This window comes from Bacteroidales bacterium MB20-C3-3, assembly GCA_035609245.1.
Taxonomy (GTDB): Bacteria; Bacteroidota; Bacteroidia; order Bacteroidales; family UBA932; genus Bact-08.
Genome location: CP141202.1, coordinates 1,761,318 through 1,786,490, shown reverse-complemented (window position 1 = coordinate 1,786,490; position 25,173 = coordinate 1,761,318). Strand labels below are relative to the sequence as shown.

Below are 25,173 nucleotides of genomic sequence, written 5' to 3'. Positions count from 1 at the left end.
AAGTTAAATATTAATTTATTTAAGATCAATATCTAATTGTCTACCCTCTCCAAGAGCTTTTTTATCCATAGAGGCACCTACACCCAAGCCTAATGAAAGACCAATTTGCAGACCTATCCCCATAAAAGTGAGGGTCTCTCTGGAGAATTTTAGAATTAATTTGCCGAGTTCTTTATAATCTCCCTTAAACTCGTTTATTTTTTTTACACCTTCATTAATCCTGTCAACTACATAGTTATTTGGCATAAAATTAATCTTTTTATTTATAGATTTGATGTATGGTAACTAAAGATAAAATATTCGTGGTGACCGGCGGAGCCGGTTCGTTTGGAAGCATTTTGGTAAAAAGGCTTAACGAACTTGGCGCAAGAGAGGTAAGGGTTTTTTCAAGAAATTGCAGAAGCGATTGGGAGGGCGACATAAGGGACACATCGGCCTTGAAAAGGGTAATGAGTGGTGCCGACTATGTTATCCATGCTGCTGCCCTTAAGGATGTACACTACTGCGAGGCAAATCCGCGAGAGGCGGTTGAAGTTAATGTCACAGGTTCTGTAAATGTCCTTAATGCAGCGAAAGAGACCGGCATTGAACGAATTGTATTTATTAGCTCTGATAAAGCCTGCTTTCCCATGGGTACGATGGGAATCACTAAGGCATTGATGGAGAAAATGGTACTGGCCGAATGCAAAAAAACGTACTCACCCAAATGCTCCATTGTACGGTTTGGAAACCTTATGGGCTCTGCCGGAACAGTGATTCCGCTGTTTGTAAGGCTGGCAAGAGAGGGGGCAGATCTCACCGTTACTAATCCGGAGATGACCCGTTTTATGATGACAATTGCAGATGCTGTTGACTTAACCCTTATGGCACTCGAATATGGAGATAACGGGGAGATCATGGTTGAACAGGCGAAATCTGCGACTATTGAAACACTTGCGCAAGGTGCACTTCTATTTTCAGGAGTGATATCAGAAGACGAGAGAAAATCAAGAATAAAGTTAACCGGTGCCCGTCCCGGAGAGAAACTTTACGAAACGATGGCCACCGCGGAGGAGATCTCTAAATCAACAGAGTTATCACAAAATGGCAAAGTATTTTTAAAAATCTCTCAATATGGAGAGGTAATAAATACCAAAGCCGTTGAATACAATTCACACAACGCCCCATCGTTCTCAACTGAGGAGATGGCTGACATTATTAAAAGATTGACTATTCCTCAGATTAATTGACTCTTCTAATCTTTTTGTCAATGTATTTTGAATTCAGAATTCTTAATACTGACATATAATTAAGTCTAAACTCCAGCAGATCACCAACTTTATAGCCTTTTTTATTTCCCTTAAGATCAAGAACAAACATATCTGAGCTGCCCCCTACAAATGAGATATCTGAATCTGCCGGGGTAAGGTGTTTATCATCAACATCCAGTAAGCCTATATCTATTATGGCTCTGCAGCTTGTCTTTCCTGCCAGCTTATTGTCAAATGTCGCGACTTCACCTTCCAGGTTTGTACCCATCTCGCCGTCAGGAATCTGAGGCTTCTCCATCAACTCAATTATCTCAGCATAGAGAAGAAATGCATCTGAAGAGATCCTCTTAAGTGGTCTGTCATTATATACATCTGTGCCAAGAAAAAGTGTCTCTCCAACCCTGAAGTGATTTATTCCGCTTGGCAACAGATTCTTAAAAATAAGTGGAATTGTAACTGAAGATCCTCCTGATACAAATTCTATCTTTTTGTTAAATTTTGCCTCAATCAACTGCTGGTACAAACTAAGCTGGATTAACTTATCCTGATTAGGTAATACTCCATACAGGCATGATAGATTTGCACCAATTCCTATCACCTCGATATTATCCAGATTAAAAACATTTGAATAAAATTCAATTAAGTCATCTCTCATTATTCCCTCTCTCAACTCTCCCAACTCAAGCATTATGATAATCTTATGAATTTTATTTTGTCTTTTAGCCTCCTCTGAAAGCAGTTTAATTGTCTCAATTTGAGTATTCATGCTAATATCTGCATACTGAACAACTCCCTTAACAGCTCTTCTTGCCGGAGGTTTTATGTAAATAGTTTCAACCTTTGGATTTATCTGTTTGATCATCTTAAGATTTGAAATCCTTGAGTCACATACCTGAGATATATCTAACTTAAGCAGTTCCTGGATAAACTCCCTGTGACCGCACAACATCTTGGTAACTACTGCCCATTTAATACCTTTTTTCTTAAATATATTATCAAGATATTCAAAGTTTGCCTTAAGTTTTTTTGAGTCTAGTGTAATGTATGCCATCAGTTAGTTTTTATATATCTCATTTCAAGATATTTGCTGGTAAAGCCCAGCTTTTCATATAAAAACTTAGCTGGGTTGTCCGGTTCTACATGAAGAGCTACATTCCCATCAGCCCTCCTGAGAGCCTCAGTCATCAATCTCTTTCCAATGCCTCTTCCTCTGTATTTTTTATGAGTTGCAATATATACAAGAATATTTTCAGGTATATAACCCTTCATTCCGGTTTTGTTTACGACAACAGCGGCCGATATATCATGACCCTCATATGAGAGCAAGAGATATCCCCCAAAAGAGTTAGAGTTTTTTACTGCGTAATCTATAGCCTTTTCTATGTCATCTCTCTTATCCCCAAACCTCTCAAGATGTTCGTAAAGAAAATCAATTACCGCTCTCTTTTGCTCTGATGTTGGCTTGTTGTTTTCATCAAATACCTCTATTTCACTCATATCCTTTTGTTAGTTTTTATTTTTATAACACATAAAACCAGTAAGTGTTCAGTTATAAGAGAATCAATTCTTTGATAGAGATTGCAAATCCCCCACCCTCTTTCATCTTAAGGTTAAGAACCGAAGTTTTGGTTAACTCAATCTTCTCTATCTCAATAGAGGTTGGATTTAATTTATAGTGGCTCTTTTCGCTGTCTCTGTAAATAGTTGCATTATATGTTTTACCCTCTTCCAGAAAATCAAAGGTAATCTTTACCTCTCTTGCATTCTCATCCGTAACCCCTCCCACAAACCAATTATTTGTCCCTCGCTCCTCACGTGCAATCACTACATAATCTCCCACCTCTCCATCAATAACCCTGGTCTGTTCCCAGTCTACACCAACATCTCTTATGAACTGAAATGCGGGTTGATTTTCATAGTTCTCAGGCAGGTCGCAGGCCATCTGAATTGGGCTGTAAATTACCACATATAGTGCAAGCTGATGTGCAAGGGTTGTGTTAATCTGATTGTCTGGCTTTGTGGGAAGTGATATATCAAAGACTCCCGGTGTAAAATCTATTGGCCCTGCCAGCATCCTTGTAAATGCAACTATTGAGATATGCTCCGGAGGGTTTCCTCCGTCCGGAGACCATGCATTAAACTCCTGCCCTCTCAGCCCCTCTCTTGCAATTGCATTTGGATAAGTTCTCCTCAGTCCGGTGGCTTTTATTGGTTCGTGTGCATTTACCGCTATTTTATACTCTGCAGCCTTTTCAAGAGCCCTCTGATAGTGGTTTACCATCCACTGGCTGTGATGGTGCTCCCCATTTGGTATTATCCTGCCTACATAGCCAGACTTTACTGAGCCGATGCCTAATCGCTGCATAAGTGCATATGCTGTATCCATCTGCTGCTCATATGTTCTTGGTGCGGAAGAGGTCTCATGATGCATTATTATCTCAACTCCTCGCTCTTTAGCATATCTGACCACCTCATCAATATCATAATCGGGATAGGGTGTCATAAAATCAAATATTCCCTCCCTCTCCTCAAAACCTGTCCATCGCTCCCATCCGGTATTCCACCCCTCAATAAGAAGCCCTTTTATACCATTTTTAGAGGCAAAGTCAATGTAATGCTTGGCATTCTCTGTTGTGGCAGCATGTTTTCCGTGAGCCTTTCCGGTATCAATCCATTTCCCCGTTTTCTCATTCAGCGTCATACCATAGTCCCAACTCCCTTTGTCAATGTGCATCTCCCACCAGATACCCATATATTTCATAGGTTTAACCCAGCTGACATCTCCCAGTTTATTTGGCTCATTAAGATTAAGGATGAGTCTGGATTCAATAAGCTCTGATGCCTTCTCTGCAATTTGAATATATCGCCATGGAGTTTTAAAAGGAAGAGCTCTCTTAACTTTGTAACCCAGCCTCTCTGAACCCACCAACTGACTTGTAAACTTAAGTGCAGCTGTATCAACTTTAAGAGTCATACTTGCGTAGTCTATTAGCGCAGCCTCATGGATACTGATATGAATACCATCATCGCTCCTCATCGTGACGGGAGTATGAACAGCATTATCCATTATATTTGTGAAGCCCAGACCGGGTGCATTGTTATGCTTCATGGCATCAATGGCTGATATCCTGGTTGTGTTGTAGAGGTGCTCATAACTGTCCCAGTCGCCGGGAATCCACCAGGCTGTATGGTCTCCCGTAAAACGGAACTCAGTATTCTCCTCCATTATAATAAGGCTGTCCACACCTCTTTGAGGCAGAAATTCGTACCGGAAGGCCACACCATCATCGTATGCTCTGAGATAAATATTTAACCTCCTTTTAGGAGTTATTGTCTCCCGAAGTTCAATCAGAAGTTGATTATAATTATTTACAACCTCTCTCTGTTCTCCCCAGGGCATCTCCCATGTCTCGCTGAAAGAGGAATTAACAGTATTCAGTACCTCAAAGTATCGGAGTTCGGGATCCCCGCCCTGAAGTTCAAAACTTATCCCGGATGTGTCAATTAACTTTATTTCATTATGAAAAACTAAATAGGAGAGTTCTCCGTTATTAAGAATATTGACTTCAATCTTGTTTTTCAAATCCGGAGAGGAGAGAGATAAATCTCCTTTTCCACTTAGGCAAGAGGTGAAAATAAGTGCTGACAAAACAGATATCACCATTATTTTGTTTTTCATTGCTTTATAGGTTTTAGTTTTTTCTTTGGCTTTGGGAAGGGAAGCTCCTTCACAGACCTCCTGACAAGCTCGCTAAGCCACTCTCTGTCCTCTAATTTATCCTCAATAAGAAAGCTGTTCTTAGCACCGGGATATGGCGGAGCCTCTACGGGGTTTCCAATAAACTCCCTGCCGGATTGTGTCGGCTTAATAAAGAGTTTATTGTCGCATATTAGGCCGAATATTTTGCCATCTGCATAGATTCCATATTCTCCAAACATCTTAATAACAGAGACCTCACCTACATTCTCAAGCTGGTCTGTTATGAAGTCTACAAAGTTTTTGTCGGTTGCCATATTCTACCAATTAAGGATTACCTCTGCTTTAACCGGATAGTGGTCAGACGGGATCCTGACAACCTGTGCGGAACTATCGGCTTTACTCCAATAGATATCTGTAAGTATTCCATACTTGACAACTTTAAACTCTTTAGTCGTGAAAATATGGTCAATCCTGCTGTCGCTTTTGTATTGTAAGTTAAAGTTATTGAATGTTCCGTTAGGTGCATATCTCAATTCTGCAGTTTCATATGTATCTTTTAATAATTCTGATTCATAGATAATTCCGTATCCTTTTGCTCTCTGATCATAGTTAAAGTCTCCTGTAAGGATAACCGGTTCGCCTGAAGCCATAGCTTTTATTTTCTCCAGAACCAGTTTGGTCCCCTCTTCTCTGGCGATCTTACCTATATGATCCATATGGAGATTGAAAAACCAGAGTATCTTTCCATTTCCAATTATCTGGAACTTTCCCCATGTACAAATTCTCGGAAGGGCAGCATCCCAACCTTTACCCGGGATACTATCGGCCTCTGAAAGCCAGAAATTACCTGTTTGAATAAGTCTGAATTTCTCTCTTTTATAGAAGATGGGCGAACACTCCCCGGATTTATCTCCGTCACTCCTCCCTACCCCTATGTAGTTATACTCCGGCATAATAGCGAGCATATCTGTCAGTTGGCTGTAGAAGACCTCCTGTGAACCGAATATATCAAAATCGTGAAAGCGGATAAGATTAGTTATTTGCGGCAATCTCTCCCCCCATCCGTTACCGTTTAGAGAGTCGCTCCTGTTTTCGTAGCGCAGGTTATAGGTGGCAATACTAAGCTTCTGAGCAGAAGTTTTTTCTGTTATTATAAATAATAACAACACAATAGTAAAGCTTAATAATTTCATAATTAGATGCTTTTATTCAATGAAAAACAAAAACATGATCCAATGCCCTCTTCACTTTCAACCCATATTTTACCAGAGTGCATTTCGACAAAATCTTTACATAGAGTCAGACCCATTCCGGTACCTTTTTCGTTATCGGTGCCTATAGTTGAGTACATATGGTCTATCTTAAAAATATCATCAACTCTCTCTTTTGGAATACCTACACCTGTATCTTTAACAGAAAAAATAATCTCTCTGGGTTTTTCTTCAACTGTTACTACAACTTTGCCGCCCGGCATTGTGAATTTTATAGCATTTGAAATAAAATTTCTCAGGATAGAACTTATCATAGCTTTATCTGCATAAAGTGACAAAAAATATGGCAGATTCTCTTCAATAGTTATTGTTTTTTTCTTTGCAATCTCATTATACAAAAGGGCTGCCTCTTTTATTAAAGCTACAATGTTAAAATATTCAGGGTTGTATTCAATTTTGCCGGTCTTTAACTGAGCCCACTCCATAAGATTTTTAAGCAATGCCATAGCCCTGTGGGCCGATTGCAATATAATTGAAGAGTATTCCTGAGCATTCTCATAGTTCTTTTCATCTATCTCTTCAACCAGAAGCTCGCTTAAACCAATTATTGCATTAAACGGGCTTCTCAGATCGTGAGCAATTATTGAAAAAAACTTATTTTTTTCTGCATTTAGTTTTTCTAATTCTATGTTTTTTGAAGCAATCTCCAACTCCGCCGCTTTACGTTTGCTAACATCATTTAATGTTCCGGTCCATATTATATCACCATTTTCCAAACAACGAGGAACTGATTCGAAATGTATCCAAATTTGATTCTCATTAATTTTAAACCTGCCTTCCCATGCAAAGGGGGTCTTATTTAAATTCGCTTCTACATTTAACCTTACAAAAGATTCTTTATCCTCTTCAAGAATGAAATCACTTATGATACCGGGATTCTTTATAAAGAGCTCTTTATCTATATGCAAAATCTCATAAAATCGGTTGTTTGCAAATTCCAGCTTATATGGCGTATCTGTTGAAGTTTCCCATTTCTTATCAATAAGAGATACATCCTTAAAAACTCGCAATCGGTATATACCCGCCGGCAATGCATTGGAAAGGTCTGTGTATAATTCCCGTTCGTGGTTTAATTCATCTAAAGCCTTGTTTAAATCATTTAAATTCATATTAAAACAGATTATACCCACCCTTTGTTAATATCGGTCCGTCAATTCCATCTCCAACAACCTGCACAAAACCATTTTGCTCAATACCGGTCATAACCTCTTTTTTTGTAAATATATACTTGTTATCCTCTTTTTTTATCAATAATAACACAAAAGTTCCGGAGTCGCTGTTCAATATTGCCTCTTTTGGTAATGCCGGAAAATTTTCTGTTCCGGTAATAACTTCTGAATCTACCAGTTGATTTAATATAAAATACCTGGGGCCGGATCCTCTTAAACTTGCATAGCAATTAATTGATCTCCGCTCTTTATCTACTACCCTCCCAATTGATTTTATCAGGGCTTCACTGCTTATCCCTGAGTCTGATGATTGAATTTTTACCCTCTGGCCAACTTTTATTTCTGAAACATTATCCGGGAAAATATATAACTCAATCTGAATTAAATCCGGATTTACTATCTCCATTATCAAATCTTTATTTTCTATATTACTTCCGGTGTAGTTTTTCAGATTTATTACCTGCCCCTGGATTGGTGATTTAATTATATAATAGGAATATAGCTCCCCACTTTCAATTTTTGCAGAGGAGAGTTCCAGAGCATCAATCTTTAGTTGTAAACCTTTGAATCTTGCCTGAGAAGACAAATATTCAGATTTAATAAGATTGTAATCCTTTTGTGATATCACATCTTCATCATATAGATTCTTAACCCTCAAATATTCGCTTTCAACTCTTTTAAAGACGGCAGAGGCCTCGGCATACTCCTTTTGCAAATCAACTATGTCATTTCCTCCAATCTCAATCAGTGGGGCCCCCTTATTTACATAATCGCCGTTGCTTTGATATAGTCTCTTTATTGTACCTCCAACAGGTGCACTCACTTGTGCAAGTCCCTCTTTAAGCGGGATAATTAATCCTTTGCACTTCACAACAGACTCAAATGTATGTGTATCTACCGCCCCCAGCTCCATTTGGTTAAACTGAAACTGATCATTGGTTATCTCAAGCAGATCAGAACTTAATTCATTTTCTGCCTGGCTGCCGGAACAGGCTGTTATAAGACCTGCAATCAGCAGGGTACTGATAGTTTGTATTATTTTCATATCATTCAGAGAGATAATTTAGATTGAGTGTAATTCTTGTATAGTGCAAAAGATTATCAAGATACTCCTTTTTTATTTGCATTGCATTTTCAATATTAATTGCAAATTTTTGAAAATCAATTTCACCCTTTTCATAGCTTAACTGTGACGTTCTTTTTAATTCATCGCAAAGTGATTTTCCACTGCTGTTATACTGATCCAGCAGCTCTTTATATTTAAAATATGAATTTTGCAACTCTTTTTTCTTTGACATGAAGAGATCTCTCTCATAATCCGCTAACTCTCTTGTCGCCTCCAGGGCAATTTTAGAGGCCCTTATTTTTGATCTCTGGGCATTAAAGAAGAGAGGTATTGCTACACCTGCCTCAAATCCGTGATATATCTTTGAGTTTTCATAAGTATTTGTACCCCGGAAATAATTAATTGAAATATCGGGAAGTAATCTGCTTTTTTCCATTGCAATATTTGCTCTGTCAAATGCCTCCCGCTTTTTCTGTAATATAAAGAAGGTTGACAGTTCAATATCTTTATCCACATATTCTATAATTTTTAAATCTTCTGACAGGTAGAATGTATCCTGATAACCCATGAGAATCTTTAAATTGTTAAATATATCGTTTATATTGAATTTTAACTCATTGACCTGGTTCTTTACACTCTGATGTTTTGCTTTGATTGTAAGCAGCTCAAGCTGACTGATATCACCGTTTTTGCGCCTAGATTCTGCTCCGTTTAAAATTTTTGTATAGAGACTCTCTATATCTTTAAAGTTTGTCAGCTTCTCCTGTTCAACCTGCAGTTCAATATATTTTAAAGAGACATTTTTTATCAGTTCTATTACCTGCAATTTATATTCGGCAGCTGATATCTCGTATTCAGCCCCCTTTATGTTTTTTTCAGCAAAATATTGTGCAGGGGAGGTGAAATTCTGGGTAATACCCCAAACTCTCAGAGGGTGATTGTTTTCAGCAATATTATTTTGATCTGTTCCGTAAGTGATAGTTGTCTTATCAAATAAAAGCGCAGAGGATTTCAGAGCCTCCTTTGCCTCTGTTCTTAGTGCATATGCCTTTAGCTCTTTATTATTCCTAAGAGCAATATCAACTGCTTCATTAATTTTCAGCTCTCCCGGCTGAGCAAATATTGCTGAAGAAGGAGTGGCTATTAACAGAAACATCATAATATGTTTAGCTCTGATAAATCTTAGAGGGAAAAATTTTATTCCAATAACATTATAGAATATCTCAAATAACAGAGGTAAAGCTATCATAGTAAGCATGGTAGATGTAAAGAGCCCACCAATTACAACTGTGGCAAGGGGCCGTTGCACCTCTGCTCCGGCTCCTGTTGAGATAGCCATCGGCAGGAAACCCATTGCAGCAGCTCCTGCAGTAAGCATCACAGGCCTTAGCCTGTCTTTTGTTCCATTAAGTATTACCTCCCTGATAGACATACTTTTTCTCTCATTTAAATCTTTTAGATGCTCAATTAGCACAATTCCGTTAAGTACTGCTATTCCAAACAAAGCAATAAAGCCCACACCGGCAGATACGCTGAATGGCATACCTCTGATCCACAGCAACAAAACACCACCTACTGTTGCAAGGGGAATTGCAGTAAAAATCATAATTGCGTCTTTAAATGATTTGAATGCAAAATGGAGGAAAATAAATATTAACAGCAGAGCTACCGGAACAGCTATAAGCAGCCTGTTTGTAGCATTTTGCAAGTTTTCAAATTGTCCTCCGAATTTTACATAAGTCCCGGGTTTAAGTATAATGTTTTCATCAATTGAAGACCTTATATCATCCACAACAGACTGCAGATCCCGGTTGCGTACATTTACACTCACCACAACCCTTCTGTGAGCATTCTCCCGGGAGATTTTGGCCGGGCTTTCTGTATATTGAATATCAGCAAGCTCTGACAATGGAATTTGATACCCCTGCGGGAGGGATACTCTCATTTGTCTGATATCTGATATATCTGTTCGGCTGTTTTTGTCAAATCTTACAACCATATCAAACCTTTTCTCCCCTTCAAAAACGACTCCGGTTGCCTCTCCTCCAAATGCAGTAGAGAGATATCTGTTAAGTGTTTTTATATCAAGACCATAATATGCTATTTTATCACGGTCATATTCCACTTTAATTTGAGGAAGTCCTGCCGTTTTCTCCATTATTATGTCACTTGCCCCCGGAATACCTGAAATAAGATTTTTAATCTCACTGGCTTTCATGTTAATATATTCCAGATCGTCCCCAAATATCTTAATGGCAATGTCTGATCTCACACCGGTAATTAGTTCATTAAAACGCATCTCAATAGGCTGAGTAAATTCATATTCTATACCCGGGATTACTGAGAGTGCCTCTTTGAATTTGTCAGCAAGTTCCTCCTTAGTATCTGCACTTACCCATTTTTTTCTTGGTTTAAGCTTGATAATCATATCAATCTCCTCCATAGACATTGGATCTGTCGGAACTTCTGCCGCACCTATTCTGCTCACAATTTTATCAACTTCGGGAAAATTACTCTTTAATATCTGCTCCATTTTTGTAGTGGTCTCGATAGTCTTAGTCAGAGATGTTCCGGTTTTTAATACCGGCTGAATGACAAAATCACCCTCGTCCAGTGTTGGAACAAACTCCCCGCCGATTTTGGTAAAGAGAAAAAATGTTAAAACTAAAGAGAGCAGGGCTGCGAGCAAAACTTTTCTCTTATTACAACAGGCCCATTTAATAACCGGGGTGTATGATTTCAAGGCAATATTCATTACCCAGTCTGATGTTGTTTTCCTGTTTTTCAGGGATGGCCTGAGGAACAGAGAGGTTGCTACAGGGAGCCATGTCAGTCCCATAATCATAGCACCGAGTATTGCAAAGCAGAACGAGAGAGCCATTGGCCTGAACATCTTACCCTCTACCCCTGTAAGAGAGAGAATTGGTATAAAAACAATAAGTATAATAATTTGTCCGAAAATTGCAGACTTCATCATTTTGGTTGCCCCCTCAAAAGATATTGAGTCCATTAAGTCCAGCCTTTTTTCACTGTTGAGAAACTCAAAATCACTTCTCCTTATAAGCATTCTAAGTGCAATATATTCAACAATTATAACTGCTCCGTCAATTATAATCCCAAAGTCCAGAGCACCAAGACTCATCAGATTTGCATCTACACCAAAAATGAACATCATTGATATAGTAAACAAGAGAGAGAGAGGTATCATGGAGGTTATTACCAGCGCTGACCTTATGTTTCCAAGAAGCAGCAGTACTGTCAGCATCACTATCAATGCCCCAAGTATCAGATTTTCAACTACAGTAAATGTTGTTTTTGCCACCAGTTCACTTCTGTCTACAATGGGGTTTATAAAAATCCCCTCCGGCAGGTTCTCCTGTATTTCTGCGACCCTTGTCTTAACCTCCTTAATTACCTCCTTAGAATCGGCATTCTTCAGCATCATAACCTGCCCCAGAATAGTCTCCCCTTTTCCATTAGCAGTGATTGCACCAAATCTGTTTGCATGGCCGAATCCTACTTTAGCAACATCTTTTACAATAACGGGATTCCCGTCAATACTCCTTACAACAATATTTTCAATATCCTCTACGGATTTAACCTGACCATCACCCCTGATAAAATAGCTTTGATTTGTCTTTTCAATGTATGCTCCTCCTGAAATGCTGTTATTGTTTTCGAGGGAGTTGAAAATCTCCATAAGAGAGATATTCATTGAGGCAAGTCTTACAGGATCCACTGCAACCTCATACTGCTTAAGATACCCTCCCCAGCTGTTTATCTCCACAACTCCGTTTATGCCGGATAGTCTCCTTTTTACAATCCAGTCCTGAATCGTTCTCAAATCGGTTGGAGAGTATTTGTCTTCATATCCCTCCCTTGTATCCAGTGTGTATTGATAAATCTCCCCCAATCCCGTTGTAATAGGCCCCATCTCCGGCTCACCAAATCCCTGTGGAATTTTTTCCGACGCAACTTTAATTTTCTCGGCAATCAGCTGCCTTGGGAGATATGTCCCTGTTTTATCGCTGAAAACGATTGTAACAAGTGATATTCCAAATTTTGATACTGATCTGATCTCCTTCACTCCGGGAAGATTTGCCATCTCCATCTCTACAGGAGCAGTGATGTATTGCTCTATCTCCTGAGTGGACAAGTTTGAAGAGGTAGTAATTACCTGAACCTGATTATTTGTTATATCCGGGACTGCTCCCACTGATATCCTGAATACCGAATAGAGCCCAAATGCAGCTACAGATAAAGTGAAAAGAATAACAATAAGTTTATTCTTTATGCTGAAATCAACTATCTTTCCAAGCATAATTGTAAAATAATGATTTATAAATCAATTAGTACATTAATTCAGTTTTTCATGTACAAATAACCTCTTTTGAACTCTTAATCTGCTTGTAAATTTCAAACCATACCACAGATGACATACCTGCAGCAATGCAAACTATTAATTCAGGGATTGTTATTTTTTCAAACTGGAATAAAGTTAGCAAAAAAGGGACTTCCATGATTAAGAAAAGAAAAAAAATAGCTCCGCCTGTTACCCACTTCACAGCTTTATTTGGCGTTATCATTATTTTAAAGATGTTTGTTGTCCATGATCTGTTTGATAGGATAACGGCAATATTTGAAACAATCAGGGTTACAAAAGTTAGGGTCCTGACACCATTTGATGAGTATCCCATTTTTATCCCCGTGAAGTAAACTGCTAAGCTGACAAGTAAAATACCCAATCCCTGACAACAACTCAGAATAATCTTTTTAATCCCAAAAAAAGGTTCATTTATTTTCCTTGGTGGCCGGGACATAACATTCTTTTCTTCCGGTTCAGCTTCAAAAATTATTGAACAGGCCGGATCAATAATCAATTCAAGGAATACAATATGAACCGGCCACAATATTAGCGGCAACTCTGCAAAAAAAACAGGAATTAAAGATAGCCCCGCAATTGGTACGTGTATAGCAAATATATAGGCTAATGCTTTTTGAAGATTATCAAATATTTTTCTGCCCATTCTTATTGCTCCAACTATAGACAAAAAGTTATCATCCATAAGAACTAACGAAGATGCTTCGCGGGCAACATCTGTCCCTTTTTCACCCATTGCAATACCAATATTTGCAGCTTTAAGAGCAGGTGCATCATTCACTCCGTCACCTGTCATAGCTACAATTTCATTATTGGCTTTCAAGGCATTTACTATTTTGAGTTTCTGCTCCGGAACAACCCTGGCAAAAATGTTTACCTCTTTTATCCGTCTGCGAAGTTCATCTTCTGACATCTGTTCCAGTTCGCTACCTGTAATAATATCTCTGTAATTACTAATTCCTATTTCTTTTCCTATATTGGATGCTGTTACGGGATAATCGCCGGTAATCATAATCACTCTGACGCCGGCTTTATAGCATTCGGCAACAGCTCCTGCTACATTATCCCTTATCGGATCAGAGAGCCCAATTAAACCAATAAATTCAAAATCAAAATCGTGTTGTTCTGTCGGAAGATTTTTATCCAGAACATTTGCTTTTGCAACCCCAAGAACTCTTAACCCTTTGGATGCCATATTCCCGACGGCTTCTGAATATCTCTTAACTGAGTTATTATCCAAATGGCAAAGGTCAAAAATTGCTTCCGGCGCCCCCTTTGCTGCAATAACTTTTCTGTTGATATCACTGCTTGAAAAGACCCTTGACATTGCAAGCAGCTCTTTTGACAAAGGATACTCCTTCTCCATTACCCAGTCAATGTGAATGTGCTCTGAGTTTTGCAAATATCTTTCCCCGGCATTAAGAATAGCTTTTTCCATGGGATCAAAAGGATTAGCCTGACTGGATAAAATCCCATACTCAATTATTTCATGAAACGGCTCAGATAAATTTTCCCCTGTGTTATCCCCAAAAAATTCAATGCCATTGAAAAGAGAGGTTACTGTCATCTTATTTTGGGTTAGTGTTCCTGTTTTATCAGTGCACAGAACTGTTGCTGACCCCAAAGTCTCTACCGCTGCAGGATGACGGGTAAGAACACTCTTTTTTGACATTCTCCAGGCTCCAAGTGCTAAAAAGATTGTTAATACAACAGGAAACTCTTCCGGTAGCATAGCCATTGCAAGAGTTATCCCTGCAAGAAAACCATTAAGGAGATCTCCTCTGGTGATAGTGTATATAACAATGACAAGAATACACAATAATAACCCAAGTATTGCAAGCCTTTTTACCAGTTTACTAATCTCCTTTTTCAATCTTGTAGGTTCATCTTTTACAGATTGCAAAGCTTTCCCGATTTTACCGATTTCTGTATTAAGTGCGGTAGCAACGACCTTTACGATTCCACTACCCTGAACAATCATTGATCCTGAATACACAACAGGTAGTTCATCGCCGCCCGGGAAAAATTCCCGGTCTCCTGATCTCCACTCTCTTTTCCTCACCGGAACCGGCTCTCCGGTTAAGAGGGACTCATCTGCGCATAAATTGAGGCAGCTAAGAACCATTGCATCAGCAGGTACTCTATCGCCCTCTTTCAGAATAACTATATCATCTGTAACAACATCTCTTCCGGCAATACGAAAGGTTTCTCCATCTCTTATTACTAAAGCCCTCGGACTTGCCAAATCCTTCAGTGCATCAAGTGCTTTTTCCGTTTTTCTCTCCTGAAAAAACTCTATTCCCATAATTACAATTACAAAGCCCAGCAGCATTAGCCCCTCCTGAATATCCCCAAGAAAAAGATATAGCGTTCCACATGTTACCAATAGTAGAAACATTGGCTCTTTTACTACTCCCAAAGCAATCTGGAATAGGTTTTTTGGTTTTGATGAAGGCAATTCATTGTAACCCTCGCTTGTAAGTTTTTGATTAACCTCCTTTTGAGTAAGGCCTTTAAGATCTTCGATTTTAAATGTTGTTTTCATTGATATATTGTTAGTATATACTAACTATTTATTTAAAAAAATTATCTCTCTCTTAAAACTTTCAACAATAAATCCTCCAGCACTTTAATTTCCTCTTCGTTTAATTTTCTAAGAAATATTTCGGCTATCTTTTTGTGAGCGTAGTCGTGCATCTGATTAATCAATTTGCCTTTTTCGGTAAGATGAAGATGAGCACTCCTTCTGTCCAGGTCTGATCTGATCTTATATATGTATTCCCTATCTATCAATTTGTCAACTGCGACTTTTACTGTTGGCTTTGACAGTTTTAACTGCTGAGCCAGCTCTGTAATATTTGGATTATCCAGCTGATGAATGACCTCCAGATAGTTCATCTGATTGGAGGTAAGATGAAGCAGGTTAAACTGCTCTTTTGCCTCTTCCTCAATATTCCCGATAAATGAAGAGATATCAGATATGACATTAATTAATTTTTTCATATTGCAAATATAGTTAGTACGTACTAACTATTGCAACTTTTATTAGAAAAATTTCAGACAGAAAGCTTTTTAATTGCCGATTCTGCTATTAAGGATGCACTCTCTTTATTTTTTAAACCTCCATTCATATAAAAAAGAGTATAATAAACATAAATCCTAACTAACTCATTTGAATAATATTTTGAGAAATGTTTATACATCTCATGAAAATCTTCTGTTGAAATTTTATAATACCAGGGGAGACTTATGTTGGAAAACAGAGGATAAAGCACATTATCAACATTTTCATCCAGTATTATTGCACCAATATTTGGTAACCCTGCTGTATTCTCTGATTTAAGAATAATCCTTTCTCCGCTGAGTGTATTAATTGACACGCAGTTTGTTGTTCCAATCTCAAAACGAAGTGTGTGATATGAAGTATCGTGATAAATAATTATGCCATTCTTTTTCATAAGAGGGAGTATCTCAAGAATATTAAGATGTTCACCGGGGCTAATATGCGCCGTATCTATAAAGCAAACATCCACTCCATCTGCAGGCAGTACATCAAAATACTTGCATGGAACTCCACCTGTGCAGAGCTTCCATTTAGAAGTTAACTCAGGAACTATCTGATGAACAAGAAAGCCAGATTTCCTTCCCTTGTCCTGACCGGAATTTTGATCTCTGTACCAATTTGTGTTATAATCAAATGAATATAGCTTTGAGTCCTCTATATCTCTGATTGCATTCAGGATTACTGAAGTGCTTCCACCGGCGCTAAGGCCTATTTCCACAATGGTTTTAGGTTTTGCTCTTCTGATTATCCCATTTAGGAAGGCTCTGTCCTTATAAGACATCTCGCTTTTTAAATCATCTGTCCCCTCAATCTTTCCTTGAAGGCTCTCTTCAACCTTTCTTAATATTTCTTCTTCAAAGAATTCAATATCAGAAAAATCAATCCCGGTATAATTAGTCTGTTTCGTGTTTTTCCATTCACCGGGAGAGATAGTTATCTCTTCAAGAAAGTTAACCCCCAATGCGTTTTCTGATATATTCTTATTAAAGAATTTTTTTAATCTTTTTGAAATTTCATCAACATTCTGCTTAGGAGAAAATGTATAAAGTCTGTTAATTATTTTCATAATCTTTAGTTTTAAATAATGCTGTATGAATTAAACATCTTCTTCACAGACTGTTTATCATTAAACATTAGTATATCAATTACAGATAGCCACGGAACAAAGGTGTCACCAAACTGTTTATATTCTACTAATTCAGGGCGAATAAAGTCGAGCTTAATATTTCGATCATTAAAATACACTTTGTCATATAAATCCTGTCCGCCAATTGAATTTATATATTTATCGTAGTTTAAATTCTTTGTGATTTGTATTAATCTGTCTGACTTCTCCATTCCTATGGTTGGTGGAGATAAAAGCGATGATTTTGTATACCGTATATCTTTACCCAAATAAGAAAAGACAGAAACGACAGAGTTTATTGCAAGATCTGCAATAGAATCACATTTGGAGGCAAAAACACTGTTTAATACCTCCAGAGTATCTGAGTAATATGGAGCCTTCTTATAGGAATGCTCAATCCGGGAGAAGAATTTCTTTGTATAACCAGATTCAATTATTGGCTTTATATCATTAATCTGCCTATTCTGACTTGCCTTTTCCAGAGGAATAGTAAAAAGAAGATCAGAATTATTCATTAGTATTCTGTTTCTGTTGATCCATCCCTTGTTTATATAATTAGTATCATCATAGAATATGAATTTATCTGACGCCTCTATCAGATTAAAATATCCAACATAAGGGAAAATATATGGCTGCATTATAGCCAGCCTTCGTGGGTATCTCATAATTAGCTTCCCTTGGCTAACCCCCTCTGTATTAAACTTAAAATCTGAGTATAAGTTTTTTGCAGGATTGTCAGGTGACACCTCCAGGGTGATATCTTTTGAAGTTTTAGCTATTAATTCTTTAATAAGTGACCGGGCATATCCTCTTCCCCTGTAATCTTCTCTTGTCCAGATCATTGAAATAAATATATCCGGCATATTATCATAATAGAGAATATATGACATCAATTTTTTATCTGAATCTCTTATAGTAAGAGCCTTCCCAAGAGTAATAATCTTTTGGGCGTAATCATCAGGATTATCAATCCTGAAGTATTTGCCATTAACTGGAGCAATTGATTTAACTATTTCATCTTTAGTAATTGCATCCATATAAAAATTATCCGTTTTGATTATAATTATTTAGTGAGTTTTTTAAGAGGGTTACCGATGTATACTCCCTCCTCAGCTATATCTTTCACAACAACCGCACCCATTCCTATAGTAACATTACTGCAAATTTTAACTCGTTCTCTGACAGAGGAGTTTGTACCAAAATAGACACAATCACCAATCTGGCATTTTCCACTAATGTTAGCTGCCGGCGCCGCAGTGAAATAATCACCTATAGTGCAGTCGTGCCCTATGGTTGAATGCAAATTCAAATGAGCATGTTTCCCGATTCTGATATTGCATGTTAAAATTACACCTGAAGTAATTATACTTCCCTCGCCTATCTCAACCCATCGTGAAATTACCGCACCTGGATGGATAATCTTAGTATATCTGGTCTCTGGAGGCAATGTATTAACGACTCCTTGTCTTAAAACAGGATCACCAACGGCAACAACAACTTTAAATTTTTCCGGCTCAAATTTAGATTGAGGAATAACATTAACACCCATTACTTTATCTTCCTTATAATAGTTGTCACTTACCATAAAACAGACGGTTTCTTCTATTTTTACAGAAGTTTGTGCAATTATATCTATTAAGCAGCAAAGCACCTCTCTGCCAAAACCACCTATTCCATAAATGCAAATCTTTTCCCCGTTTTCAAACATAACTAATTCTCAATCTCTTTTGTAAATCTCTTCAAACGGAACTCGCACTCTATCTCCCCACACACCTCTCTCCTCTCTTATTCCGCAGGATATAACCATATTAATCTCTGCTCCATATGGTAATTTTAGAATTTTCTTAATTCTCCTGCTATCCAAACCCTCCATGGGGCAAGTGTCGTATCCCTCATTTGCCATAGCCAGCATAAATGTCTGGGCAGCCAATGCACAAGTCTTATGGACTACAACCCTCACATCACACTCTGATACCTGGTAAGTAACCGGTCTGAAAAGGCCTACAATTGACACCACTACTTTCCTGATTATTCCCAGAATTCCAAAGAATCGCGAATAAAGAATCGGAATTACTTTACCATAATAAAGTTCCCATGTTTTAACTCTCTTTGGCTGCTTCTCTTTTGGGCTGTTTTTCAACACATTCCGGGACTCAAGTTCAATCATTTGTTTTGCTCTCTTCCTGTAGAGGTCTTGTCTTGTAACAAAAACCACCATTTGCTTAGCAGTTGTTGCTGCCTGCTGATTAAGACAGGCAAATGCCAACTTCTCCAGTGTATCAGCATTTGTAATATGATAAAACTCCCAAAGCTGCATATTTGAACTATTTGGGGAGAGTGAAGCCAGCTCAAGACAATTCCTAACCCTCTCTGCATCTATTTGTAAATCTTTGTAATATCTAACAGAGCGTCTGTAGTGGATTATTTCCTGAAATGTCATATAGAAGATTTTACGGTAAATATAGGGAATATTAGATTTTTAAGCTGTTTGACCATCAGAAATAGTTTCAATCTTCTGAATACCATCTTTGTTGAGTACTATTCTGTATTTCTTCAGATCATTCTGATTTTCATTTCGTTTTTGAACGATCAGATAGTATCTTGATCTCTTTTTTATTCTTCTTAAGTTTTTCCACACGATAGTTGATCATATCAAGAACATCGTGCACATTATCGTTTGCAGTATTCATATAGCTGTTTAATTTTAGAAAAAAGTCCACCCCCTGTTAACCCTCAGAGGGTGGACCCGGTTTCATAATTACCACTTAGTATAAGGATTCTTCATCAGCATAGAGTTGTAATATCTGGCATCACCGGTTACCTCTTCTCCCAGCCAGTCCGGCTTAGCAAATACCTCGCTCTCTGATTCAAGTTCAATTTCAGCAACAACCAAACCGTTGTTGTCTCCATAGAATTCATCTACTTCAAAAGTGTGCTTCCCGGCTTTTATTTCATATCGTGTTTTATCAATAACACCCGGTTCACAAATTTTCAACAGATCCTCAACATCTTTGACAGGAATCTCCATCTCCCATTCAAATCTGGAAGCACCGCTTTCACTTCCGACACCTTTTACTGTTATGTAGCCTTTTTTTCCTTTAACTCTTACCCTAACAGTGCGCTCCGGAACAGATGATAAGTAGCCCTGTATAATACGAGTCTCTTTGGAGGCCTCTCTCTTAAAGTCCTCAGACTTAACCAGAAATTTCCTTTCAATCTCTTGTGCCATATTATTCGTTTGCAACCAGCCCCGGTTAAAGAATCTCTTTGTAATATTTTTCAAGGGCGGCTGCGTTCTGTTTATTCAGCTTTTGCATTTCAATCTTTCTTTGCGCCTCACTCTCCTTTCTGCCGGCCATCTCTTTCTGCCAGGTAACTCCCGGTACAATATCTTGCAGGAAGTTTGAGTTCACACTATAACTAAAGTAGATGTTTTGCCCTACTTTCACAGCATCCAGTGAGTAGTCAAAAGCAGTGAAAAGGTCTTCATATCCGGCAGATCCGGAGATATCAAAATCCGGCTTCTTCATATTTGTCTCAACAACCTTAGCATAACTATGCCATACATAGGTGGGAGGTCCCCCCTCAAATGACAACCTGTAGAAGCCCTTCTCCCTGTTTAAAACATCTCCTATGGTAAAGTTATTGGGATTTTGATCCGTCGGGGCTGTGGGTCTTGTCTTGAAGTTTGACTGACTTACTGTCGCAAAATCAGAAAAACGAACACCATCATTCCAGAAGCGATATATCCTATCAAGAATAGCCTCTGTTTCCTGAGGGACTTTAACAATATATGATACACCCAGAACATACTCTTCATTGGATGCCCATGCTTTAGGACCGCAGTTCTGCAGCCCTTTTACATAGAACCAAATCCATGAATCCTCAGTCAATTTATACATCAATCCGCTGTTTGGAAGTCTTGTGTTTTTAAAAAGCTTTTTCATCTCTTTATCGGGAACCTGCTCTAATCCCCTTTTTGCAGCAAACTCTTTTACCTCCTCCGGTCTGTATGCAATCCAGTCGCGTATTTCAGTGAGTATACATTTGTAGCTTGTCTTGGGAACATTCCCTGGTGCGTATACATAGTATGTTCCGGGGCCATAGTTTGTGCTTTTACGGGTATATCCCGGGATATCCGGTACAAACCCGGAAGGCTCAGTAGGCGCCAGATCCGTGAGTGGTTTATAAACTGTAAAAGTACTTTTTCCGTAAGTGACCTTTTTCTGAGCATGAAGGTTAGTTAAAGCCAGTATACAAAATGCTGTAAATAATAGTTTAAAAAAATTCGTCATATCTATTGTTCCTTTTTTAACACATAACTAAAATAAACATACTTATTTGAGACAAATTGATTGTATGTAACAGAGTCAATAACTCCGGCAAAATTAAAGGCTATCTTGTGGAGAAATCCGGGTGCCAGTTTTATTATAAGTTTTCGTTTGCGCAAATCATCTAACTCCAGAGCGGTAATCACCTCTTTATTAATCATCTTTTCTTTAATGATAGTCATTCCACTTGTCTTAATAAGCCTCTTCATCTCTTCCATCTCATGGTCGTATCTGAAATCGGTATACAAAAAGTGACCTCCGGGACGCAATATGCGGGTAACCTCTTTAAGAAATTCATTAACACGAGGATAACGGTGAGATGATTCCACATTAATTAGTACATCGCAAGAATTATCAGAAAGAGGGAGCTTCTGAGCATCTCCTTGAGCAAATGTTAACCCTTTATGATTATAAAATCGGTTACAAAATGAGACTGCCTGCTTATTAATATCTATCCCTTTGGCTGAATTTGGTAAAAAGTTTCTGGTGATATAATGCAGACCACCGCCTCGGCCACAACCAATCTCTATTATGTCTCTGTTTTTTATCTCTACCTCATTAGTTAAATGGTGATATAACTGTATAGGGTACCTGTTAGGTTCGCATTGTTCATCTATCTCAACTCTGTATTGTTTGTCACTATACCCAAAGTTCATGAATAGCACCTCTGCATTTTTGTCTGCTCTATTAACATACCAATACCAAAGCCTGAACATAGCTTCCCGTAAATTATAATTCATATATTACCATTTTATTGCAATTGCTCTTTTACCTAGAATATAGTTATCAAAAATAAGTTCCCCTTTTTTGGTTGCTGCACCATAACATACATGAAGAGGAAGAAGATGCTCCTCTCTGGGATGACAATATCTGGCATATGGAGCATTTTCCCAATCTATTAATTTACTCTCAATTTGACTCTTAGAATAATCTCCGGTGCAAACATCTATCAGCCAATCCTGAAAACAATCATTTCTTTCATCTTTTTTATTTGCACCACTCCAGTCAAAGGCTCTCATATTATGGAAAGAGAATCCTGAACCTATTATTAATACATTTCTATCGGCTAACTGACCAAGAACCGTTCCCAATTTTATATGATTTTCCGGATCCAGGTCCGACAATAATGACATTTGCACAACAGGTATATCCGCCTGAGGGTACATCATAAGCATTGGTATAAATACGCCATGATCCAGTCCCCGCCTGTTGTCAATTTTCAGTGGAGCTCCTGCATTTTCAAATAATTTTTTAATTAGGCTTGCTAATTCTATGTTCCCGGGGAAGTTATAGTTTAATTCGTATGCCTCTTTTGGGAATCCGTAGTAGTCGTATAGAAGTGTTGGCTTTTCACTTTCAATTATTGCAGGAACCTGCTCTTCCCAGTGTGCGCTGATAACAATTATCGCTTCAGGTTTGTTAATCACATCCGGAAGCCTCTTCATAAATGAGACCATCTCTTTGTGGCTTGGTTCTCCCAATACGGGTAATGGTCCCCCTCCGTGTGAAAAGTATATGATGTTTGACATATTTTGTTAGTTTTTAATTTTTTTTGTGAAAAACAATATAAAGAAGCCAAATTAGGGCACTTCCCTAAAATACTCCCCACATTTTAACCACCGGGGATGTTTTTTATGTTTAAATCCTATGCTGCAAATTCATACCAGTCATAAGGTGTTTTTCTATCAAGACTTTGGTGAGTTCTTTGATTATTGTAGTAGTTCATGTACTCCTTTATGCCCTTTACAAGTGTGCTTCCATCCTCAGCCGGCCAAATGTAAATGTACTCTTGTTTAATTGTTCTCCAAAATCTTTCTATATAAATGTTATCAAGAGCCCTGCCTCTGCCATCCATGCTAATTGTGATTCCTTCGGCTGTAAACATCAATAATTGCTGTAAGATAAAGAGACCCGCGCTCCATTGGAATGTGTGTAATATCAATGCCCCAAACCTGGTTTGAATGTGTTATGTCTAACCCTCTGAGTTTGTATGAATGAATGTATTTTGCCATCCCCAAATTGCTGAGATTTTCCCTGGATAAATGGTCATAACTCCCATAAGTAGGATGCTCATGATACTCCTTATCCATCTTGAGCATCAGATCAAGCTCTTCGGAACTCTCTTCAACAGGTTTATAATAAACAGAACTCCTGTTCAAGCCAAGCAGTTCGCATTGTCTGCAGACACTAAGTTTACAATCTGGATCTCAGGACTGCGAGAGAGAAACCCTCTCTTCCAGTTTGAAATCATTTGCGGGTGGATCCCAAAGCGTTTAGACAGATCACTAAGAGTCTCCTGTTCCTTAATAGCCTCAATGGCTACTTACGCCTTAAAAGAGGCACTGTGTTTTTTTCCTGCTTGTGTTCATACGAGTAAAATTAATCATTTTATTAAATTTACCAAGTGGTCTGAATTTGCGGGAGTATTATAGGGTTGAAGTGTTGAAACTTTAGCAATTAATCTTTTGTTCATTCGGTTTTGGTGCATATTCAATTTCTATTTTGTCAATAGAGGCAATGTTTGATTTTACAATGTAGCCTATGACGTTTTTGCAATAATTTCTTTCCTTATCTTATACTCTTACTAATTTTAATAATGGTTCAAAAGCGTATAGAGCCGGTCTTCTCCCTGATGCCTCTTCTATTGTCCTTATGAGTTCTTTTTCTAGTAACATCCGAGTAAATCTTGACGCTGTTGGTCCGGGGATTCCACTATTTGATGTAAATCTATTATTTCTAAATATTGGGTTTGTAAAAATATAGTCTAATGCATTTACACTCCATTTTGATGATAATGTGTCAGAAAATATATGTTTCATTTCTTCATATAAACTTTTAATATTTTCGGCTATCTCCAGATTCCTAACCGCCTGCTTTTCAATTGCATTAAAAAAGAAAACACACCATTTTTCCCAATCATTAGTTTCTGAAACAGTTCTCATTAAATCTATATATTCATCCTTATTTTCTTCCATGTATCCACTTATATAAAAGTGAGGTTCTGAGATTGTTTTTGTAGACCAAAGGAGTAGAGTTATTAACATTCTTCCTATCCTCCCATTACCATCTTGAAAAGGATGGAGTGCTTCAAATTCCAAATGCATCAAAGCTGTCTTGACTAATATTGGATCGTTACTATTATTGATATAGTCAAATAGTCTCTCTAATCCATCAGTCAGTTTTTCAGGACTGATTGGAACGAATAAGACTTTCTGTTTAATCTTATCGGCCAGGTAATTTTGTTCAATTTTAAATTGACCAGGGGATTTTTGAGCACCTCTTCCAAATGAAAGTAATTGCTGATGTATAGTTTTTACTAAATGTTGTGACAGTGGGTACCCATCAATTATTGCTTTCTGAGCATTTCTTAGAGCTCTTTGATATAATATCGTTTCAAATACATCAGATCTCACATTCTTAGCTTCCTCAGTGTCAGTTTCATTATCTGCCTCAAACTTCAATATTTCATCCATTGTACTAATAGTACCTTCCATTCGGGATGAAATTACTGCCTCCTGATTTCTTAATGGAGCGAGCAAAATCTCGCTATTATGCATATTCTTTAGCATCTGGTCATACCTAGCTAAAGCATCTGTGGCTTCTAAAAGCGGATTTATAATTTGACTGTAATCAAGCTTTAAAGGAGGAAATTTATCATAATGATATTGTACAGCACTATCAAAATTCATAATTTTTCAATTATATTTGATGTAAATATACTAAATTATTTAAATATCAAACGATATAGTTTGTCAAATATTGATTAATATGATCGTCAAACTAATTTGAAGTACATAAATGAATATCAAAACTGC

Annotated in this window: 23 protein-coding genes; 1 reads left to right on the top strand and 22 read right to left on the bottom strand. The window is 37.8% G+C overall.

Annotated features, from left to right (window positions below):
- Positions 1-15: 15 nt before the first annotated feature.
- On the bottom strand, positions 16-246 hold the full coding sequence (locus tag U5907_08115) for a hypothetical protein (GenBank protein WRQ32538.1): 231 nt from the start codon (positions 244-246) through the stop codon (positions 16-18).
- A gap of 32 nt (positions 247-278) precedes the next feature.
- Here U5907_08115 and U5907_08110 point away from each other — a divergent pair, with 32 nt between their 5' ends.
- Positions 279-1,229, top strand: a complete 951-nt coding sequence (locus tag U5907_08110) for a polysaccharide biosynthesis protein (protein ID WRQ32537.1) — start codon at positions 279-281, stop codon at positions 1,227-1,229.
- Here U5907_08110 and U5907_08105 read toward each other — a convergent pair.
- The 21 genes from U5907_08105 to U5907_08005 all read right to left on the bottom strand — a co-directional run bounded on the left by U5907_08105 (position 1,222) and on the right by U5907_08005 (position 25,047).
- Positions 1,222-2,301, bottom strand: coding sequence for an alanine racemase (locus tag U5907_08105; protein WRQ32536.1), 1,080 nt, complete (start codon positions 2,299-2,301; stop codon positions 1,222-1,224). The two genes, U5907_08110 and U5907_08105, sit on opposite strands and share 8 nt — an antisense overlap.
- On the bottom strand, positions 2,301-2,747 hold the full coding sequence (locus U5907_08100; protein ID WRQ32535.1) for a GNAT family N-acetyltransferase: 447 nt from the start codon (positions 2,745-2,747) through the stop codon (positions 2,301-2,303). The genes U5907_08105 and U5907_08100 overlap by 1 nt, the downstream gene beginning before the upstream one ends.
- Before the next feature lie 52 nt (positions 2,748-2,799).
- Entirely contained in the window at positions 2,800-4,929 is a 2,130-nt protein-coding gene (locus U5907_08095) for a glycoside hydrolase family 97 protein (protein ID WRQ32534.1), read from the bottom strand.
- Positions 4,926-5,264 carry a TfoX/Sxy family protein gene (locus U5907_08090; GenBank protein WRQ32533.1) on the bottom strand — a complete coding sequence of 113 codons (339 nt, stop codon included), beginning with the start codon at positions 5,262-5,264 and terminating at the stop codon, positions 4,926-4,928. The genes U5907_08095 and U5907_08090 overlap by 4 nt, the downstream gene beginning before the upstream one ends.
- A 3-nt stretch (positions 5,265-5,267) precedes the next feature.
- Positions 5,268-6,143 (bottom strand): endonuclease/exonuclease/phosphatase family protein, encoded by an 876-nt coding sequence (locus U5907_08085; GenBank protein WRQ32532.1) that lies wholly within the window; start codon positions 6,141-6,143, stop codon positions 5,268-5,270.
- 2 nt (positions 6,144-6,145) lie between these two features.
- On the bottom strand, positions 6,146-7,330 hold the full coding sequence (locus tag U5907_08080; protein ID WRQ32531.1) for a PAS domain-containing sensor histidine kinase: 1,185 nt from the start codon (positions 7,328-7,330) through the stop codon (positions 6,146-6,148).
- A 1-nt stretch (position 7,331) separates the two neighbouring features.
- Entirely contained in the window at positions 7,332-8,435 is a 1,104-nt protein-coding gene (locus U5907_08075) for an efflux RND transporter periplasmic adaptor subunit (protein ID WRQ32530.1), read from the bottom strand.
- Between the two features lies 1 nt (position 8,436).
- Positions 8,437-12,777 (bottom strand): CusA/CzcA family heavy metal efflux RND transporter, encoded by a 4,341-nt coding sequence (locus tag U5907_08070; GenBank protein ID WRQ32529.1) that lies wholly within the window; start codon positions 12,775-12,777, stop codon positions 8,437-8,439.
- Between the two features lie 49 nt (positions 12,778-12,826).
- Entirely contained in the window at positions 12,827-15,382 is a 2,556-nt protein-coding gene (locus U5907_08065; GenBank protein WRQ32528.1) for a cation-translocating P-type ATPase, read from the bottom strand.
- A 41-nt stretch (positions 15,383-15,423) separates the two neighbouring features.
- Positions 15,424-15,840: a MarR family transcriptional regulator gene (locus tag U5907_08060; protein ID WRQ32527.1), complete on the bottom strand. Its 417-nt coding sequence runs from the start codon at positions 15,838-15,840 to the stop codon at positions 15,424-15,426.
- 53 nt (positions 15,841-15,893) lie between these two features.
- On the bottom strand, positions 15,894-16,967 hold the full coding sequence (locus U5907_08055; protein ID WRQ32526.1) for a class I SAM-dependent methyltransferase: 1,074 nt from the start codon (positions 16,965-16,967) through the stop codon (positions 15,894-15,896).
- Between the two features lie 11 nt (positions 16,968-16,978).
- Positions 16,979-18,064, bottom strand: a complete 1,086-nt coding sequence (locus U5907_08050; GenBank protein ID WRQ32525.1) for a WbqC family protein — start codon at positions 18,062-18,064, stop codon at positions 16,979-16,981.
- A 26-nt stretch (positions 18,065-18,090) separates the two neighbouring features.
- Positions 18,091-18,735: an acetyltransferase gene (locus U5907_08045; GenBank protein ID WRQ32524.1), complete on the bottom strand. Its 645-nt coding sequence runs from the start codon at positions 18,733-18,735 to the stop codon at positions 18,091-18,093.
- Between the two features lie 9 nt (positions 18,736-18,744).
- Positions 18,745-19,467: a nitroreductase family protein gene (locus tag U5907_08040; GenBank protein WRQ32523.1), complete on the bottom strand. Its 723-nt coding sequence runs from the start codon at positions 19,465-19,467 to the stop codon at positions 18,745-18,747.
- A 318-nt stretch (positions 19,468-19,785) separates the two neighbouring features.
- Positions 19,786-20,256 carry a CYTH domain-containing protein gene (locus U5907_08035; GenBank protein ID WRQ32522.1) on the bottom strand — a complete coding sequence of 157 codons (471 nt, stop codon included), beginning with the start codon at positions 20,254-20,256 and terminating at the stop codon, positions 19,786-19,788.
- 25 nt (positions 20,257-20,281) lie between these two features.
- Positions 20,282-21,322, bottom strand: coding sequence for a hypothetical protein (locus U5907_08030; protein WRQ32521.1), 1,041 nt, complete (start codon positions 21,320-21,322; stop codon positions 20,282-20,284).
- Positions 21,323-21,324: 2 nt separating this feature from the next.
- Positions 21,325-22,098 carry a class I SAM-dependent methyltransferase gene (locus U5907_08025; protein ID WRQ32520.1) on the bottom strand — a complete coding sequence of 258 codons (774 nt, stop codon included), beginning with the start codon at positions 22,096-22,098 and terminating at the stop codon, positions 21,325-21,327.
- 3 nt (positions 22,099-22,101) lie between these two features.
- Positions 22,102-22,887 (bottom strand): class III extradiol ring-cleavage dioxygenase, encoded by a 786-nt coding sequence (locus tag U5907_08020; GenBank protein WRQ32519.1) that lies wholly within the window; start codon positions 22,885-22,887, stop codon positions 22,102-22,104.
- 116 nt (positions 22,888-23,003) lie between these two features.
- A complete protein-coding gene (locus U5907_08015) occupies positions 23,004-23,243 on the bottom strand; it encodes an integrase core domain-containing protein (GenBank protein ID WRQ32518.1) in 240 nt (79 codons plus the stop codon).
- Positions 23,215-23,517, bottom strand: a complete 303-nt coding sequence (locus tag U5907_08010) for a hypothetical protein (GenBank protein WRQ32517.1) — start codon at positions 23,515-23,517, stop codon at positions 23,215-23,217. Before U5907_08010 ends, U5907_08015 begins: the two co-directional genes overlap by 29 nt.
- A gap of 414 nt (positions 23,518-23,931) precedes the next feature.
- Entirely contained in the window at positions 23,932-25,047 is a 1,116-nt protein-coding gene (locus tag U5907_08005; protein ID WRQ32516.1) for a Fic/DOC family N-terminal domain-containing protein, read from the bottom strand.
- Positions 25,048-25,173: the final 126 nt, after the last annotated feature.